Source organism: Shimia sp. NS0008-38b (genome assembly GCF_040370365.1).
In the GTDB taxonomy this organism is placed as follows: domain Bacteria; phylum Pseudomonadota; class Alphaproteobacteria; order Rhodobacterales; family Rhodobacteraceae; genus Shimia.
Genome location: NZ_BAABWQ010000003.1, coordinates 699,499 through 716,050, shown reverse-complemented (window position 1 = coordinate 716,050; position 16,552 = coordinate 699,499). Strand labels below are relative to the sequence as shown.

Sequence of the window (16,552 nt, the reverse complement as noted above, 5' to 3'; positions counted from 1 at the left end):
ACAATCATCGCGCCCTATATCTGTAGGATGGACATGTATAAAAAATTTACAGCGTTGGTACTTGCAGCGTTCTGGTTCTGCCATCCTGCACTTGCAGAAAAAGCGTCACTCGATGTGTTGAGTGGCTACCTAAATGATCTTAAGACTGTAGAGTCTGAGTTCGTTCAACAATCCAGTGATGGGTCGGTTCAAACCGGTACGTTGTTCATTCAGAGGCCAGGAAAAATGCGCTTCGAGTATGCTCCGCCTCAGAGAGCCCTGGTACTGGCAAGCAATAATGCGGTCGCAATTTTTGATGGACGCTCAAATGGTAACCCCGAAACGTACCCGTTGCGGCGGACGCCATTGTCGGTGCTTTTAGCAAAAAATGTGAATTTGTCGTCCGCGGATATGGTCGTCGGTCATAGTTTCGACGGTGTCCACACCGTCGTGACCGCACAAGACCCAAAGACTCCCGAGAGTGGTCAAATTCAACTGAAGTTTTCGGATGATCCGGTTGCGTTAAAGGAGTGGGTGATTGTTGACGAGTATGGCACTCAAACCACAGTGCGTTTGAAAGCGGTTCAAACTGGAATGTCCTTTCCGCGCTCTTTGTTTGACATTGACTCTGAACGCAGGCGTCGTGGCCAGTAGGTTTGAGTAAGCCTAACACAAATTAGGCAATAATATCGGGCGTCAGTCGATCTTCAATACGGGCAATAATATCTTTGAGTCTCAGCTTCTGTTTTTTGAGCCGCTGGATGGTCAACTGATCGCCAGTGCCACGTTGAACAAGTGCGCTAATGGCCTCATCCAAATCACGGTGCTCTTGTTTAAAGACCTCCAATTCGACGCGCAAAACATCATCTGTTTTCATGGACAAATCGGTATTGGCGTTCATCGCAGCGTCCTTTGATTTCGTTGAGTTCTATAGATAGCGATTTTGCGATCAACTTGAAAGTACGCAGCCCTCTCATGTTTATGCAGAGCAACCGGTTTTATGTGCCCTTGCGATATTGGATCCTGTCCCCCATATTTGACTTGCGTGCGATTGCCAGAACGGGATCTTCGCTTGGACTGTCGCTTTGAAAAGGACGTGTCGATGACCAAATTGACGTTAGGGTCTTATCCTCATCTCTTGGGCTTTGAACAGCTCGAACGGTTGTTGGAGCGAACCGCAAAGACCAGTGGAGAGGGCTATCCCCCCTTCAATATCGAACAAACTTCGGATTTTGCCTATCGTATTACGTTGGCTGTTGCCGGGTTTGGAGAGCAAAATCTGAGCATCACAGTGGAGGACCGCCAGTTGGTTATTCGCGGACGTCAGGTTGATGAGAGCGGCGAGCGCGTATTTTTGCACAGAGGCATCGCTGCGCGCCAATTTCAACGAAGTTTCGTCTTGGCTGATGGCGTTGAGGTTGGAGAAGCGATTATGGAAAATGGACTTCTTCATGTGGATTTAACTCAGGCGAAACCTGAAACCATCGTTCAAACCATCCAGATCAAGAAAGGATAACGTCATGCAAGTTGAATTTGATGCCCATCCGATCGATGAGCGAACCGTATATGTGCGCGAAGTTTTGGTTGCAGATTTGCCCGAGGAAGTTCGAGAGCAAGCCGAGGGAGCGGAAACGCTGTTTGCGGTGCATGCCACGGATGGGGAACGTCTTGCTTTGGTAAAAGAACGCGATCTCGCGTTCATTTTGGCGCGACAGAACAATTATTCTCCTGTGACAGTTCATTAGTCACCTTTGAATACGACTTCAAATTCATGGCGCGCGATTTCGCGCGCTATTCTTTTTGTGGCAATTGTACTTCCTTCACCGTCTCAGACCATCCGTCCACATTGCATCTGCTACGTATGTAGACCGTAAGAGTGCCGAGCGGCACTTCGATGTTGGCGAGGCTACGCGTGAATGGTTGTTCATGTTCGTGGGGATGCAGTAGCTCCCGTGTGCCTAGCACAGTTCCATCCAGCAACTCTACGCGCCAGGAATCCGCATAGTGATCCCAGCCAGTATCTGCATGACGAATCGTAACACTAAACGTCCACCCAGCACTGCTTGCTTGAGTGATCACATTGCCAATCTGTGGAGGATCTGCCCAAACTTGCGTGGGGCAAAACGAAATGAGAAGAAAGGCAACGTGTTTCATATCCAACTATTAGCACGGCTTGGTCTTTGTGTCTCAATAGAGAAAAACCCGAGCGTTAGCCCGGGTTTTCCAAGTCGTAAGATGTGCTTCAGAATTAGCCTTTAGAGAATTCAGGGTAGGCTTCCATCCCAAGCTCTGCCATGTCCAGGCCATTAATTTCCGTCTCTTCGTCGACGCGCAGACCCATTGTGACCTTAAGGATGAACCACACAACGGCGGACATTATCACGGTAGCGGCACCGATTACGACGATGCCGTAGATTTGTGCGCCTAGGGAAGCATCACCGTTTGTGAAAACAACTGCGATAGTGCCCCAGATACCTGCGATTAGGTGAACCGGAATTGCACCAACAACGTCGTCGATTTTGAGTTTGTCCAGCATCGGAACTGCGAAGACCACGATCACGCCACCAACTGCACCGATCAGAGTGGCTGCACCCAACGATGGAGTAAGTGGCTCAGCAGTAATTGACACGAGACCAGCAAGCGCACCGTTTAGGATCATGGTTAAGTCGGGTTTGCCATACATCACTTGAGTCAGGATCAACGCAGCGATGGCGCCGCCCGCGGCTGCTGTGTTTGTGTTGGAGAAGATCCGAGAGACGTCTGCAACGTCACCTACAGAGCCCATGGCCAATTGAGAGCCGCCGTTAAAACCAAACCAACCAAGCCACAAGATGAAAGTACCCAATGTGGCGAGTGTCAGGTTAGAGCCAGGCATTGGCACAGTTTTACCATCTTTGTATTTGCCGAGACGTGGTCCAAGGATAATCGCACCAGTCAATGCAGCCCAGCCACCTACGGAGTGAACAATGGTGGAGCCTGCGAAGTCAGAGAAGCCTGCTTCACCGACAAAACCGCCACCCCAAGTCCAAGAAGCGGTGAAGGGGTAGATGATCGCTGTCAGAACGATCGTGAAGATTAGGAAAGGCCACAGTTTGATGCGCTCAGCCACAGTACCAGAAACGATGGATGCGGTCGCCGCACAGAACATCAGCTGGAAGAAGAAATCAGAACCGGTGGATGCGTAGCCATAGTCATCTGCTGCGTCAGCAGTCACACCAACCGCTTCCAAAACACCAACGGATGGGAACAAGCCGGAAAGTACACCTTCAACGGCCCAATCACCCAGCGGGTACATGAGGTTGTAACCAATAAGGTAGTAGAAAATTGCAGCCAGTCCGAAGAGAGCCATGTTTTTGGTCAGCTGCATCGCAACGTTCTTCGAACGTACGAGACCTGCCTCGAGCATCGCGAAGCCGGCAGCCATAAAAAACACAAGAAAGCCACCCACGAGGAACAGCAGTGAATTCAAAATAAACACAACGTCGGTTGGAACCGCCGCGGGGGTTTCGGCCTCTTGGGCCATGCCCATAGCCGGCAGCGCAATAAGCGCGGCTGGCAGGGCGATTTTTGTCAGGTTTTTCATATGTGTATTCCTTACTTACGCCGCCTTAAATGGCGTCTGCATCCGTTTCGCCGGTACGCACGCGGATCGCCTGCTGTACGTCCAATACAAAGATCTTGCCGTCACCGATTTTGCCGGTTTGAGCGGTCTTGGTGATGGTCTCAACCACCTGATCGGCCAAGTTGGCGGCAACCACGAGCTCGAGTTTTACTTTGGGCACGAAATTCACAGCGTACTCGGCGCCGCGATAGATTTCTGTGTGACCAGACTGAGAGCCGAAACCCTTAATCTCTGTGACCATCATGCCGCGCACGCCGATATCGGTCAGCGCCTCGCGTACCTCCTCCAGCTTGAACGGTTTGATTGTTGCGATAATCAGTTTCACCTTGTTCCCCTTTTGGCGTAGCGGGTGTGTCCCACAAATTTGCGACTGCAGAAAAACCCAGCATTGCGCCAAAAACGAAGGCTCAACGGGCGACACAGGGCTGGATTTGAAGGCATTTGGTCAAAAAGTGTGCGAAAAAAGGCAAAAGCACAAAAAATAAGCTTAATGAAAACCAAATCGGGTTGATGATCGGCTCAACAAGTGGTCTTCAACGCGCTAAAATATGCCAAAAGCAAATTCGGGCAGTTGAGCGACAATGAGTGATTCAAGACGCAGAAAACCACCTTTGGTGGCTGAGAAACGCTACGGCCGAAAGCCTTCCAAACCGACAAGCAAATCGCTCGTCAAAAATTCACGTGCGTTGAAGAAAAAGCCGAAGTCTCGAACGCGTTCAAAGAATTCAAAGAAAAAGTCCAATCCAAACCCGATTGTCAGATTTGTGCGTGCTGTCTGTGGTTGGCTCTTGAAGATTGTATGGGCTTTTGTTTGGCGCAGTTCCTTAGTTGTCATGCTGATCCTTGGGTTGGCGGTAAGTTACGTTTACTTGACGTTGCCCGAGGTTGATGAATTGCTTGATGGGCGGGCGAGAGGTTCTGTTACGCTGCTAGATCGGGACGACAAGGTTTTTGCTTGGCGCGGAGATCAATTCGGTGGGGTGGTTACTACCGACACAGTGTCGGAGCACCTCAAGCATGCTGTAATTGCCACAGAGGACAAGCGGTTCTATTGGCATTTTGGTGTTAGCCCGCGAGGCATCGCGAGCGCTGTCCGTATTAATTTAAGCGAAGGGCGCGGACCATTGTCAGGCCACGGTGGCTCGACCCTAACACAGCAAACCGCCAAATTGCTTTGTTTGGGGGTCGCATATGATGCCGCCGATTGGGATAGCGAAGCGGAGTATGTTCAGGACTGTCGTCGTGGATCCATTGCCCGCAAGGCAAAAGAGGCCGTTTACGCAATGGCCATGGAAGTTAAGTACACGAAGGATGAGATTCTTTCCGTTTATCTCAATCGCGCTTACATGGGAGGGGGAGCCTATGGAGCTGAAGCGGCCTCACAGCGGTACTTTGGGAAACCAGCTGCAAATCTGTCGCCGGCGGAAGGTGCAATGATTGCAGGCCTATTAACCGCGCCGTCTACATTGGCCCCAACAGCGAACTTGCAGCGTTCACAAGACCGAGCCGCTACAATTCTGCGACTGATGAATGAACAGGGTTACCTGAGTGATCTCGAAACGGCCCGGAATCAAAAGTCTCCTGCAACTCTATCTGAGGCGGCGAAAGCCAAAGCAGGTGGGTATTTTGCTGACTGGGTGATGTCATCTGGGCCTGAGTTTTTTACAAGAAACACCACGGAAGATGTAATCCTAAAGACCACACTGGATCCACGTATTCAGACTGCGGTTGAGGAGGGCCTCAAGTGGGTCTTTGACAACAAAGTGCGCGAAGGCTCTAAAGCGCAGGCGGCTATTGTCGTAATGTCTGCGGATGGCGCAGTACGTGCAATGGTGGGTGGGCGCCAAACGAAAGTTTCAGGCGCGTTTAATCGTGCGACACAGGCCAAGCGTCAGACAGGCAGCGCATTCAAACCATTTGTCTATGCCACCGCGTTGGAGAAAGGTGCGCACTACGATGACTCCGTTGTGGATGAACCTTATTGTCAGAACATCGCTGGCTCCGGGCGTTGGTGTCCAAAGAACTATACGGGAAAATACTACGGCGAAGTTTCTCTGACGTTCGCTCTAATGAATTCACTTAACATTCCAGCGGTCAAAGTCTCCGAAAAGGCCGGGCGGGAGAATGTGCGAACGGTTGCGAACATGTTCGGCATTGAGAGCGATTTGGCCGCTGGCCCCGCTCTTGCCTTGGGAGCCTCCGAGAGCAGTCTTCTGGAAATGACCGGTGCGTACGCAGGGATCCTAAATGGGGGATCATCCGTGACACCTTATGGTTTGGTTGAGTTGCGATTGTTAGGCGAGCAGAATGCTTTGATGGGTACTGGGGGAGGTATAGGGGAACGTGTGATTTCAGATGCCGCGGCACGCGAACTGATTTGGATGATGGAAAAAGTTGTCAGCGAGGGAACAGGTGGTCGCGCGCAGTTGCCGGGTTGGCAGGTCGCCGGCAAAACCGGAACAACGCAGGCGGCGCGCGATGCTTGGTTCATTGGCTTCACGAGTGAATACGTCGCAGGCGTTTGGATGGGATATGATGACAACACACCGTTGACAGGTGTTACGGGTGGCGGGCTACCGGCAGAGATTTGGAGTCAAGCGATGGTTCGGGTTCATGAAGGTTTGGAGCCGCGCCCTTTGCCAGCATTTGTTCCCAAGTCGCAGCCGAAACCCAAGCGCGCTCCCCAGAAAAAACGGGGTCAGGGTATCGATGATGTCGTCAACGGCATTTTAAAGGACATATTTGGTCGAAACTAACCCGCAATCCACATCGGCTTCTCATTTTGCCGCGGCGCACTCCGCCTCTTCACCCTGCCTTCTTGAGGTCCTGAATGAGCAGATTGATATCGCCTTTGCGCCGATCCAACATTGCCCCGATTTCTGCTTTCTCGGACAAGCGTAAGCTAATGCCTTCAATAATCATATCAAAGAACTTGTCTTTGCCGGATTTATCAGAGACCAAGAAATTCACTTGAAAGGGCGCTTGGCCTTTCAATGTCACTTTGGTTGTAACTTCGTAGAAACTTTTTACTGGCCGAGCTCCGACAACTTCAACTTTTCCTCCGACGAATTCATTGAACCGTTTGCCGTATTTACGTGAAATATAGCCCTGAAAGGCTTTTGTATAAGATCTTAGCTGACTGTTGCTCAGGCTTCTCGCGTCGGGCCCGAGTGCAGAGCGGGCAATTATGGACACGTCCCCATATTTCACAAGAATTCGTTCAAAATCCTTGATCATAGCATTTAGCGCCTTACCAGACGAAATGACCCGATTGATGTCGCTGACCGCTGCATCAATCAGTTGCTTTGCACTGGCATCAGTCAGTGCAAGCGATGAGGATGCGAGCATGTTTGCCAATGCGGTGGACGTGGTCAAGGCAACGAATTTGCGTCTGGATAGCTTAGAAATCGGCATAAGGATCCTCGTAGGGGTCAAATTCGGGATCGACATAGGTACTTTCGTCAGTCATTCCAAGTTCGAAGCGTCGATTCTGCAAGTAAAGAATGCGAGCCTGAGCGTAGCTGTCGGCGCTCTCATACAAAATCGAGTCGATCGTGGCATCATACTCATAGCGATCTCCCATTGCGTTTACGACATACGCGACACCGCCAATATAGCGAGTAGGCTCACGGGTAACTACGAAGAACGGGTCAAGGATTATGTCAGCGAGCAGACCATAGGAGTCTCGGGTCGTTGATGGGCCAAAAAAAGGTAGCTCGGTGTATGCGCCTTCGCCGGCACCCCAAACGTGCAAAGTCTCCCCAAAATCAGTATCGTAACGTTCCATGCCGCCAGAGGTCGCAACATCAACAAACCCTGCTAGCCCGAATACCGTGTTCACTACGAAGCGCGCGACAGAAGATCCGGCTCCCTCAATATCGCCCTGAAGTGCATTGTTGATGACGTCATTGGGCAAGGAGAGATGATCTGCGAAATTAGAAAACCCTTTTCGCAAAGGGGAAGGTATCACCGTTCCGTAGCCGTTAGAGGCGGGCGAAAGAAGGACTTTGTCGACAGATTTGTTGAAGGCATGAATTCGACGGTTTGCGGATTCGTTTGGATCATTGATGCCGGAAGATGGCTTTGAGCCCGTACAGGCTGACATTGCAAGCGCCGCGAATAAGATCATCGCGCGGCCATATCGTTTCATACAAATTTGTGGCAGGACTGACACGTCGTTTATCTCTTTTGTAAACCAACTTTGGCATATTGGACTTAATAGATAGTCTACCCCGACGGAATAAACAGACTCAAACGGTGACGAAGCAATCGCACTTCGGAGGCCACCAGACCCGGTTTTTCACGCGATGTATAGATGTTCGTGGCTGTGTGCCACCAAAAGATAAAGAGAGTACCTTATGCGCACAATGGCGACAGACAAGGGCCTGGAAGAGCTGAGGTGGGTGCGCAGAAAGAGTCGGGGTCTTTATTGGGCGGTTGGTGTTTTTAGTTTTGTTGTAAATTTGCTGATGCTCACCGGACCGCTGTACATGCTGCAAGTCTATGACCGGGTGCTCGGAAGCGGTTCAGAGCAAACTCTGGTCGCCCTTTCTCTCTTGGTTGCATTCTTGTTTGGTCTAATGGGCGTTTTAGACTTCGTACGTGGCCGTGTTATGGCGCGAGTAGGTGCGCGGTTTCAAGACGACCTCGATCACCGCGTGTTTTCAGCCGCCTTGCGTAGGTCGTCTTTGGGACGCACGGCTGGCGCACAAACGGCGATTGCGGATTTAGAAGCCGTGCAGAGACTACTGACCTCGCCGGTTTTGACGGCGTTTTTCGACGCTCCGTGGACCCCTATTTTCTTGATCGGAATCGCTCTCTTTCACCCGTGGCTTGGGGCGTTAGCCGTAGCCGGAGGCGGTGCTTTGATTTTGGCCGCCGTTCTCAATCAGGTTTCATCGAAAAAGCCTCTTGAGAAACTTACCTTAGCATCTCACGCGTCCAATTACATGTCCACTCAGCTCCAATCTGAGGCGGAAATGATAAGCGCTTTGGGCATGCGAGAAGCTGCATTTCGCAGATGGCAAAAAACACGCGAAAAATCCCTGCGCGCCACAGTATCTGCAGCGGATATCGGAGGGTTTTTCACAACCAGCATCAAGACATTCCGACTGTTTTTGCAATCGGCAATGTTGGGTCTTGGTGCATATCTTGCTTTGAAGGGAGAAATTACGCCCGGAGCCATGATTGCGGGGTCTATTCTTCTTGGACGCGCATTGGCGCCTGTTGAAATGGCGGTGAACCAATGGGCCGTGGTACAACGTGCCCGCCGCGGCTGGACTAGCTTAGCGGAGTTGCTGACTGAGGTGCCGCCTGAAATTGCACGCACCAAATTACCCGAACCTGCGGCGCGTCTTCAGGTTCAGCAAATTACGGTGGTGCCGCCGGGAGAAACGCAGGCTTCGCTAAGAATGCTGTCGTTTGAAGTGGCTCCCGGAGAGGCGATAGGTGTGATCGGTGCTTCGGGTGCAGGTAAATCCACGCTGGCCAAAGCGCTTACAGGCGTCTGGCGGACGGCAGGTGGCAAAGTTCGGTTGGACGCCGCTGCATTGGACCAATACGACCCGACAGATCTTGGTCGATACATCGGGTATTTACCTCAGAGGGTTGAATTGTTCGATGGTACCATCGCTGAAAATATATCTCGTTTAGCGGAAACGCCCGATGCAACGAAAGTTGTCCAAGCTGCTCAGTCCGCAGATGCACACGAAATGATTCTCAAGTTGCCCGATGGGTATGATACGCAGGTAACATCTCAGGGCGGCCGCCTTTCGGGAGGGCAAATTCAAAGAATTGGCCTCGCGCGTGCGATGTACGGGGATCCTGCGATTCTTGTTTTGGATGAACCTAACTCAAATTTGGACAATGAGGGTTCCACAGCGCTCAATTCTGCAATTCGCTCAATGAAGGCGATGGGGAAGAGCGTCTTGATCATGGCACACCGGCCAGCGGCGATTCAAGAATGCGACAAATTGTTGGTTCTCGATCAAGGTGCTCGCCGAGCGTTTGGTCCGAGGGATACTGTGTTAAAAGAAGTCCTGCAAAACTATTCAGAAGTTAAAAACTCCAACACTCCCGGAGGTGTCCAATGAAGCCCGAAACACGTTGGACTGCGCGCGCCCCAATGACGCTAGGAATCGTTTCGCTTCTGGTGTTTGTGTTTGGTTTTGGTGCCTGGGCTGTTGGGACCGAAATCGCTGGAGCAATCGTCGCTTCTGGGCGTGTTGAAGTGGACCGGAACCGACAGGTTGTTCAGCACATCGACGGTGGAATTATAACTGAAATTGCTGTCGATGAAGGGGACCAGGTAGCGCAGGGGCAGTTGTTACTACTGCTGGACGATGTCGATTTGTTGTCTGAGCTTGTTGTTACAGAAGGCCAGTTGTGGGAGTTGATGGCGCGGCGCGGCCGTTTGGAGGCAGAACGTGACTCTGCCGATGACGTGACATTTGATCCGGAACTGATTAGCGCGGCGAAAGAGAACAAAGACGTCAAAGGGTTCACTGACGGTCAGGTTCGGCTCTTCGAAGCAAGACGAGACACATTTGATCGAAATATGGATCAGATGGGGAAACGTGTCGCTCAGATCGTGAGCCAGATCCAAGGTGTTGATGCACAGAGCGTAGCTCTGCAGCGACAGCTTGAACTGATCCAAGACGAACTGCAGGATCAACAGCGTTTGTTGGATAAAGGGCTGGCTCAGGCCACACGTGTACTTGCTCTGCAACGGGAGGCGGCGTCTTTGTCAGGTCGCGTTGGCGAATTGATCGCAAATCGCGCACAAGCGGAGGGGCGCATCACCGAAATAGAGATCGAACTCCTGAAATTGGAAACGACGCGGCGCGAAGAAGCCATTACGACGCTTAGAGATTTGAGATACCGAGAACTGGAACTGGCTGAGCGCAGGCGACAACTCCATCAGAAAATGGAACGCCTTGCGATACGCGCCCCTGTTTCAGGCGTGGTGTATGGCTTGAACGTGTTTACTCCAAACTCGGTTGTTCGCCCCGCTGATCCATTGCTGTTTATAGTACCTCAGGACAGACCTTTGGTTGCCGCGGTGCAAGTCCCCACCATCCATGTGGATCAAGTTTATCCTGGGCAAAGCGTCTCGCTAAGATTCTCGGCTTTCGATCAAAGGGTTACACCTGAACTCATTGGCCGAGTTGTACACATTTCGGCAGATGCCTTTCAGGATGAGCAAACCGGTGCAACTTTCTACAAAGCAGAAATCGAATTGGCTGAAGGCGAAGTGGAAAAGCTTCCATCTGATGTCTTTCTACTGCCTGGCATGCCAGTCGACGCGTTCTTGCGGACACAAGACCAAAGTCCGTTGGTCTATCTGACCAAGCCGTTGACCGATTACTTTGTCAAAGCCTTTCGCGAAAGCTAACTGAAAAACGCCTTTTCAATTTCTGTTTCGCGGTCTAGCGTTCGCGGGAACGAAGTCTTTTGGGATCATAAATATGAGCAAAATTGAAGCGCGCTTGAGTGAGTTGGGTATTGCTTTACCTGAGGTTTCGGCACCGGCAGCAAACTATGTTCCATATGTGGTTGTTGGCGATATCGTGTATGTTTCCGGTCAGATTTCCATGAATGCGGAAGGCTTGATCGTGGGGAAAGTTGGTCACGACATGGACACTGATGCCGGCGCGGCGGCTGCCAAGACCTGTGCTATAGGACTGTTGGCTGCTCTCAAATCGGCGTGTGGCGGTGACCTAGATAAACTGGTTCGCGTTGTAAAGCTCACTGGTTTTGTGAACTCAACTCCTGACTACACTGAACAACCAAAGGTCGTGAATGGCGCTTCAGATTTTATGGTTGAAGCACTTGGTGAAAAGGGGCGTCATGCGCGTTCTGCAGTCTCTGCGGGTGCGCTTCCTTTAGGCGTTGCTGTCGAAATTGAGGGAATTTTCCAAATCTCTTGAAGGCATTCCGAAGTGTTTCAATGTGGAGCGGCGCTGAGTGTGCCGAGTGTCGGCGCGCAGTCTTGGTGCTCCTAATTTAGTCGCGATTGTATGCTAACAATAAAATCTGTCACAGTCCCACCATTACGTTGCGAGGTCGACTTGACCGTTGGCGAGTAAAACTCAACATTCAGAACTGTGCGGAGGTTGGATATGGACGGAAGCCAGATTACGGTTGAGGTGCACACCTCCCTAAAGGAATTGTCTGAGGAAGATTGGGATGCTTGTGCCGCTGGGCAAAGCGCAAACCCATTTATCACCTTCCGTTTTCTGCATGCCTTAGAAAAAAGTGGCTCGATTGGTGTCGGGACAGGCTGGCACCCTAGGTACATGGCCGTGAAGTCAGACCAAATGCTAGTTGCCGTGGCGCCAGTTTACATCAAGGAACATAGTCAGGGTGAGTATGTTTTTGATCATAACTGGGCACACGCATATGAGCAGGCCGGCGGGCGATACTATCCAAAAATGCAGGTGGCAGTGCCGTTTACTCCAGTGACCGGCGAACGATTTTTGGCGCGCCCAGGTTGGGAAGCGACAGCACAATCTGCCTTGACACAGGCAATGGTACAGGTCGCTTCTGATAACGAGCTCAGCAGTGTTCACATCACGTTCTGCTCAGAAAAAGAAGCAGAAGTGGGCAAAGCGCTTGGACTATTGCATCGCACTTCCCAGCAGTTTCATTGGCTGAATGATGGGTATCATAATTTCGATGAGTTTCTTTCAAAACTTTCGTCACGAAAACGCAAGAATATTCGCAAGGAGCGGGCAAAGGCTCGGGCGTTTGGCGGCGAAATCCGAACCTTTACGGGCCCTGAGATCCTTCCAGAACACTGGGATGCAATGTGGACGTTTTATCAGGACACTGGCGCCCGAAAATGGGGAACCCCTTACCTTACGCGGGCTTTTTTTGATGCTCTGCATGAAACCATGCGCAGTGATGTTTTGTTGGTTTTTGCTATTAGTGATGGGCGGCCGATCGCAGGGGCTCTGAATTTTATCGGAGCGGAGGCGTTGTTTGGCCGCTATTGGGGCTGCGTCGAGGATCATCCGTGTTTGCATTTCGAACTATGCTACTATCAAGCAATGGATTGGGCGATTGAGCACGGGATCGCGTCAGTGGAAGCTGGCGCGCAGGGTGAACATAAACTGGCGCGTGGGTATTTACCTGTTCCCACGCACTCGTTGCATTGGCTGCGCGATTCTGGATTTCTCGAAGCGGTTCGGTCTTATTTAGAAGCGGAACGTAAGGCGGTGTCTGACGACATTGAAATATTGACTGCATGGGGGCCTTTCAAAAAATTCAGCGAGGAAGATCATCAATGACCGAGGTACTGAGAGGCGCAATACGCGCAGAGGTTTTGGACCCGTTGAGTAGTAGTGGCTGGGAGGTTTCAGGCGATCAATCCGCCCTCAAAAAGACGTTTCAGTTTGATAGTTTTGTTCAAGCCTTTGGTTGGATGACGCAGATAGCGATTTGGTGTGAAAAATGGGACCATCACCCAGAGTGGCGCAACGTCTACAGTCGGGTAGAGATTGAACTCACTACACATGATGCCGGTGGTATTACAGAATTGGACGCGAAACTGGCCAGAAAAATGGATGCCTTGGCAGCGAGTGGAGCCTAACCCAATAGGGCTGGGCTCCTTTAGTAGTCAGATTTCAGCAAGCAGTGTTTCACCAGCGCTGATTTCGCATGTGCCCGGGGACTCTTCGATGTGGATTACTTGCAGCACTCCGTCGTCAACGACAGCAGAATAGCGTTTGGATCTGTTTGTGAATCCTATCTCCGGCACACTGAACTCAAGACCCATCGCAATCGTAAAATTGCCGGTTGGGTCTGCAAGCAGAGTTAGCCCTGCTTCCTTTGCTTCATTTGCTTTGTCCCAAGCATCCATGACGAAAGGATCATTCACCGCGACGCAGATTATCTCATCGACCCCCTTGCTCTTGAAGCTCTCTGCTGTGCGCATAAAGCTCGGCAAGTGCGCGCTGGAACAGGTGGATGTAAATGCCCCAGGCAGTCCAAAGACTACAACCTTGCGGCCTTGGGTCAGGCCGTCGACACTAACCGGTTCTGGGCCGTTGCTGCCGACTTTCATGAGTGTGCTACTGGGCAGCGTATCACCAACTGAAATTGTCATCTGAGTAATCTCTTGATTGCGTTTCATTGAATACCCACTGTACTGTCTCGCAGAATTGAGGCAATGGCAGTTGAAGGAAAGTTACGTGACGCATGTTGTTGTGGTTGGTGCGGGGCAGGCTGGGGCAGCGTGTGTTGCCAAACTTCGAAACCTGGGGTTTGAAGGGCTAATCACGTTGATCGGCGCGGAACCAGTATTGCCTTACCAGCGCCCGCCCCTGTCAAAAAAGTATCTTCTCGGCGAGATGTCTTTGGAGAGATTGTTTCTGCGTCCTAAAGCTTTCTATAAGGAGCAAAACATTGATTTGCTACTGAACACTGATGTCGGTGCAATTGACAGTGTCGCGAAAACGATCTCTGTCGACGAGAATAAATTTTCCTATGACCATTTGGTTCTGGCCACGGGTGCTACTCCCAATCGGCTGCCCGCGAGCATAGGTGGCGAGCTAGAAGGCGTTTTTGTTGTGCGTGGGCTTGCAGATGTTGACGCAATGGCACCTGAATTTGCACCAGGGCGAAACGTTTTGATTGTCGGTGGCGGCTACATTGGGCTTGAAGCCGCTGCGGTTGCTGCATCCAAGGGGCTCAAGGTTACATTGGTTGAGGCATCTGAGCGGATTCTCCAACGGGTCGCCGCACCAGAAACAAGCGACTTTTTCAGAGAGCTGCACAAGCAGCATGGAGTGAAGATTGTCGAGGGTGTTGGCCTTTCGATGCTCTCTGGCAAAGCTCGTGTGCAAATGGCAGAGTTGACAAATGGACAAACTCTTGAAGTCGATTTCGTGATTGCGGGCGTTGGTGTGCAACCTGAGGTGTCACTCGCCGAAAAAGCGGGAATCGATTTGGACAACGGGATCAAGACAGACGGCTATGGCAGCACAAGTGCGCAGTCCATTTGGGCCGCTGGAGATTGCGCCTCATTTCCGTACAAGGGCGCGCAAATTCGCCTTGAGAGTGTTCCAAACGCGATCGATCAAGCTGAGGTCGTCGCTGAGAACATCATGGGCAGCCAAAAACCATATAACGCCAAGCCGTGGTTCTGGTCTGACCAATATGATGTGAAGTTGCAAATCGCAGGTTTGAACGTTGGGTATGACACTATCGTCTCCCGGGAAAGTAGCGCACGGGTGAAGTCATTTTGGTACTACAAAGAAGATAAGCTTCTCGCGGTTGATGCAGCTAACGCTCCACGCGATTACATGGTTGGCAAGCGGCTGATCGAAGGTGGTAAGTCCCCGCGGCCAGAGCTGGTGTCTGACGTCAGCATCGACATCAAAGACCTTTTGCACGCGTGAGGATTATCGGGGGCAAATGGCGGGGCACATCGCTGAGTTCTGTTGGAAAAGGAGATGCCGCCAATCATCTGCGTCCAACGACTGACCGGGTGAGAGAGAGCGTGTTCAATGTGCTTCAAGGCGGGAGGTTTGGAGATCCGGTTTTCAATGCCCGTGTTCTTGATCTCTTTGCTGGAACGGGAGCGTTGGGCCTTGAAGCTCTCTCGCGGGGGGCTGCGTACGCGGCTTTTGTTGATGATGGCCGCATAGCTTCGAGACTATTGCAAGATAACTTCAAAAAGTTGGGCATTGTAGAGCAGATCAGCCAGTTACAATTGGATGCAACCAGGCTGAGGGACAATCCGGAAAGTGGGTTTGATCTGGTCTTTGTAGATCCGCCGTACGGAAAGAACCTAGGCACACCGACGTTGTTGAACGCTGCGAAGCGGGGCTGGTTTGCAGAAGCTGCTTTGATTGTTTGGGAAGAAAGTGCACCGCAAGTAGCGCCTCAGGGGTTTGAAATGCTTGATGTGCGTAGGTATGGGGACACCCACATTTCTTTTCTAAGACGGTCGCGTTCCAAGGGCTGATCGTCCTTGCGCGTGGCCCATGCAAACAATACGCAGCGCAGCGTTTGCGAGTCCTCGGTTAAGTCCAAGTCGGATGGTAAAGCCCAGCCTTGGATAGAGTGAATATGTCCGCCCCGTCGGAAGTAACCCCAACAGAGTGTTCAAATTGCGCCGATAGAGATTTGTCGCGGGTCACCGCTGTCCAGTCGTCCGCAAGCACCTTGGTTTCCGGGCGACCCAAGTTCACCATAGGTTCGATGGTGAAGAACATTCCTTCTTCCAGCACTGGTCCACTGCCGGCGCGGCCATAGTGCAGCACATTTGGTGGAGAGTGGAATACGCGCCCCAACCCATGACCGCAAAAATCGCGCACTACCGACATACGTTGCCGCTCGACATAAGTCTGGATTGCATGGCCAATGTCGCCAAAAGTGTTGCCGGGTTTGACAGCCTCTATGCCTAACATCAGAGCGTCATGGGTCACTTGAATGAGTTTTTTGGCAAACCCTTTGGGTTTCCCGGCAACATACATACGGCTTGTATCTCCAAACCACCCATCCACAATCACGGTGACGTCGATGTTCAAAAGGTCGCCATCAATCAGCTTGTCGTCAGCGCGCATTGGGTCTTCTTTTTGGGCGCTGGTTTCCTTTTTCCATTTTGGGATTGGGCTTCCCGGAATACCATGGCAAACAACATGATTTACGCTAATACAGCTCGCATGCTGATACCCTCGATACCCGATGGTCGCTGATTGCGCCGCGGCGGCATCTACTTTTGTTTCGATCAGCCGGTCGAGTTCTGCCGTAGTTTGCCCTGGGAAAACGTGCTCTGCGATTTCATCCAGAATCTGTGACGCAAGAGCGCCCGCCTTGTGCATACCTGAGTGGTCGTCTGGGGCATAAATGTGAATGCCATCTCGGGTTTGGCGGCCTTTGCCGATCATAGGGTCTGCTCCGTCGCGTTGGGTTCATCGCTATCTAAGTGCAAAATGTAGAAAG

Annotated in this window: 18 protein-coding genes; 11 read left to right on the top strand and 7 right to left on the bottom strand. The window is 51.5% G+C overall.

What is annotated here, in order from left to right; genetic code table 11:
- Positions 1-33: 33 nt before the first annotated feature.
- A complete protein-coding gene (locus ABWV47_RS15685; RefSeq protein ID WP_353313465.1) occupies positions 34-633 on the top strand; it encodes a LolA family protein in 600 nt (199 codons plus the stop codon).
- A 22-nt stretch (positions 634-655) separates the two neighbouring features.
- Here the strand turns inward: ABWV47_RS15685 and ABWV47_RS15680 are convergent, their stop codons facing one another.
- A complete protein-coding gene (locus ABWV47_RS15680) occupies positions 656-880 on the bottom strand; it encodes a YdcH family protein (protein ID WP_353313464.1) in 225 nt (74 codons plus the stop codon).
- A 201-nt stretch (positions 881-1,081) separates the two neighbouring features.
- Here ABWV47_RS15680 and ABWV47_RS15675 point away from each other — a divergent pair, with 201 nt between their 5' ends.
- Together ABWV47_RS15675 and ABWV47_RS15670 are read left to right on the top strand one after the other, a co-directional pair.
- Positions 1,082-1,495, top strand: a complete 414-nt coding sequence (locus tag ABWV47_RS15675; protein WP_353313462.1) for an Hsp20 family protein — start codon at positions 1,082-1,084, stop codon at positions 1,493-1,495.
- Positions 1,496-1,499: 4 nt separating this feature from the next.
- Positions 1,500-1,724: a DUF1150 family protein gene (locus tag ABWV47_RS15670; protein ID WP_353313461.1), complete on the top strand. Its 225-nt coding sequence runs from the start codon at positions 1,500-1,502 to the stop codon at positions 1,722-1,724.
- Between the two features lie 503 nt (positions 1,725-2,227).
- Here ABWV47_RS15670 and ABWV47_RS15665 read toward each other — a convergent pair.
- Together ABWV47_RS15665 and ABWV47_RS15660 are read right to left on the bottom strand one after the other, a co-directional pair.
- Positions 2,228-3,562: an ammonium transporter AmtB gene (locus ABWV47_RS15665; protein WP_353313459.1), complete on the bottom strand. Its 1,335-nt coding sequence runs from the start codon at positions 3,560-3,562 to the stop codon at positions 2,228-2,230.
- Between the two features lie 25 nt (positions 3,563-3,587).
- Positions 3,588-3,926 carry a P-II family nitrogen regulator gene (locus ABWV47_RS15660; protein WP_353313458.1) on the bottom strand — a complete coding sequence of 113 codons (339 nt, stop codon included), beginning with the start codon at positions 3,924-3,926 and terminating at the stop codon, positions 3,588-3,590.
- A gap of 256 nt (positions 3,927-4,182) precedes the next feature.
- On the opposite strand from ABWV47_RS15660, the gene ABWV47_RS15655 reads away from it, so the two are divergent.
- Positions 4,183-6,357 carry a transglycosylase domain-containing protein gene (locus ABWV47_RS15655; RefSeq protein WP_353313457.1) on the top strand — a complete coding sequence of 725 codons (2,175 nt, stop codon included), beginning with the start codon at positions 4,183-4,185 and terminating at the stop codon, positions 6,355-6,357.
- Between the two features lie 49 nt (positions 6,358-6,406).
- On the opposite strand, the gene ABWV47_RS15650 is transcribed toward ABWV47_RS15655, so the two are convergent.
- Together ABWV47_RS15650 and ABWV47_RS15645 are read right to left on the bottom strand one after the other, a co-directional pair.
- Positions 6,407-7,015 carry an MlaC/ttg2D family ABC transporter substrate-binding protein gene (locus ABWV47_RS15650; RefSeq protein ID WP_353313455.1) on the bottom strand — a complete coding sequence of 203 codons (609 nt, stop codon included), beginning with the start codon at positions 7,013-7,015 and terminating at the stop codon, positions 6,407-6,409.
- Positions 7,002-7,751, bottom strand: a complete 750-nt coding sequence (locus tag ABWV47_RS15645; RefSeq protein WP_353313453.1) for an MlaA family lipoprotein — start codon at positions 7,749-7,751, stop codon at positions 7,002-7,004. The genes ABWV47_RS15650 and ABWV47_RS15645 overlap by 14 nt, the downstream gene beginning before the upstream one ends.
- 208 nt (positions 7,752-7,959) lie before the next feature.
- Here ABWV47_RS15645 and ABWV47_RS15640 point away from each other — a divergent pair, with 208 nt between their 5' ends.
- The 5 genes from ABWV47_RS15640 (at position 7,960) to ABWV47_RS15620 (ending at position 13,193) form a co-directional block, all read left to right on the top strand.
- Positions 7,960-9,693 (top strand): type I secretion system permease/ATPase, encoded by a 1,734-nt coding sequence (locus tag ABWV47_RS15640; protein ID WP_353313451.1) that lies wholly within the window; start codon positions 7,960-7,962, stop codon positions 9,691-9,693.
- On the top strand, positions 9,690-10,994 hold the full coding sequence (locus ABWV47_RS15635; protein ID WP_353313449.1) for an HlyD family type I secretion periplasmic adaptor subunit: 1,305 nt from the start codon (positions 9,690-9,692) through the stop codon (positions 10,992-10,994). Before ABWV47_RS15640 ends, ABWV47_RS15635 begins: the two co-directional genes overlap by 4 nt.
- 73 nt (positions 10,995-11,067) lie before the next feature.
- Positions 11,068-11,529, top strand: a complete 462-nt coding sequence (locus tag ABWV47_RS15630; RefSeq protein ID WP_353313447.1) for a RidA family protein — start codon at positions 11,068-11,070, stop codon at positions 11,527-11,529.
- A 192-nt stretch (positions 11,530-11,721) separates the two neighbouring features.
- Complete coding sequence (locus tag ABWV47_RS15625; RefSeq protein ID WP_353313445.1) at positions 11,722-12,891, top strand: GNAT family N-acetyltransferase; 1,170 nt, start codon at positions 11,722-11,724, stop codon at positions 12,889-12,891.
- Positions 12,888-13,193 carry a 4a-hydroxytetrahydrobiopterin dehydratase gene (locus ABWV47_RS15620; protein ID WP_353313443.1) on the top strand — a complete coding sequence of 102 codons (306 nt, stop codon included), beginning with the start codon at positions 12,888-12,890 and terminating at the stop codon, positions 13,191-13,193. Before ABWV47_RS15625 ends, ABWV47_RS15620 begins: the two co-directional genes overlap by 4 nt.
- A gap of 27 nt (positions 13,194-13,220) precedes the next feature.
- On the opposite strand, the gene ABWV47_RS15615 is transcribed toward ABWV47_RS15620, so the two are convergent.
- Positions 13,221-13,709: a peroxiredoxin gene (locus ABWV47_RS15615; RefSeq protein ID WP_353313441.1), complete on the bottom strand. Its 489-nt coding sequence runs from the start codon at positions 13,707-13,709 to the stop codon at positions 13,221-13,223.
- Between the two features lie 85 nt (positions 13,710-13,794).
- On the opposite strand from ABWV47_RS15615, the gene ABWV47_RS15610 reads away from it, so the two are divergent.
- Positions 13,795-15,003, top strand: a complete 1,209-nt coding sequence (locus ABWV47_RS15610) for an NAD(P)/FAD-dependent oxidoreductase (protein WP_353313440.1) — start codon at positions 13,795-13,797, stop codon at positions 15,001-15,003.
- A complete protein-coding gene (gene rsmD, locus ABWV47_RS15605; protein WP_353313438.1) occupies positions 15,000-15,572 on the top strand; it encodes a 16S rRNA (guanine(966)-N(2))-methyltransferase RsmD in 573 nt (190 codons plus the stop codon). Before ABWV47_RS15610 ends, rsmD begins: the two co-directional genes overlap by 4 nt.
- A 58-nt stretch (positions 15,573-15,630) precedes the next feature.
- On the opposite strand, the gene map is transcribed toward rsmD, so the two are convergent.
- The gene (gene map / locus ABWV47_RS15600; protein WP_353313436.1) at positions 15,631-16,497 is read right to left on the bottom strand and encodes a type I methionyl aminopeptidase; all 867 of its coding nucleotides are present in this window, start codon (positions 16,495-16,497) and stop codon (positions 15,631-15,633) included.
- Between the last annotated feature and the right edge of the window lie 55 nt (positions 16,498-16,552).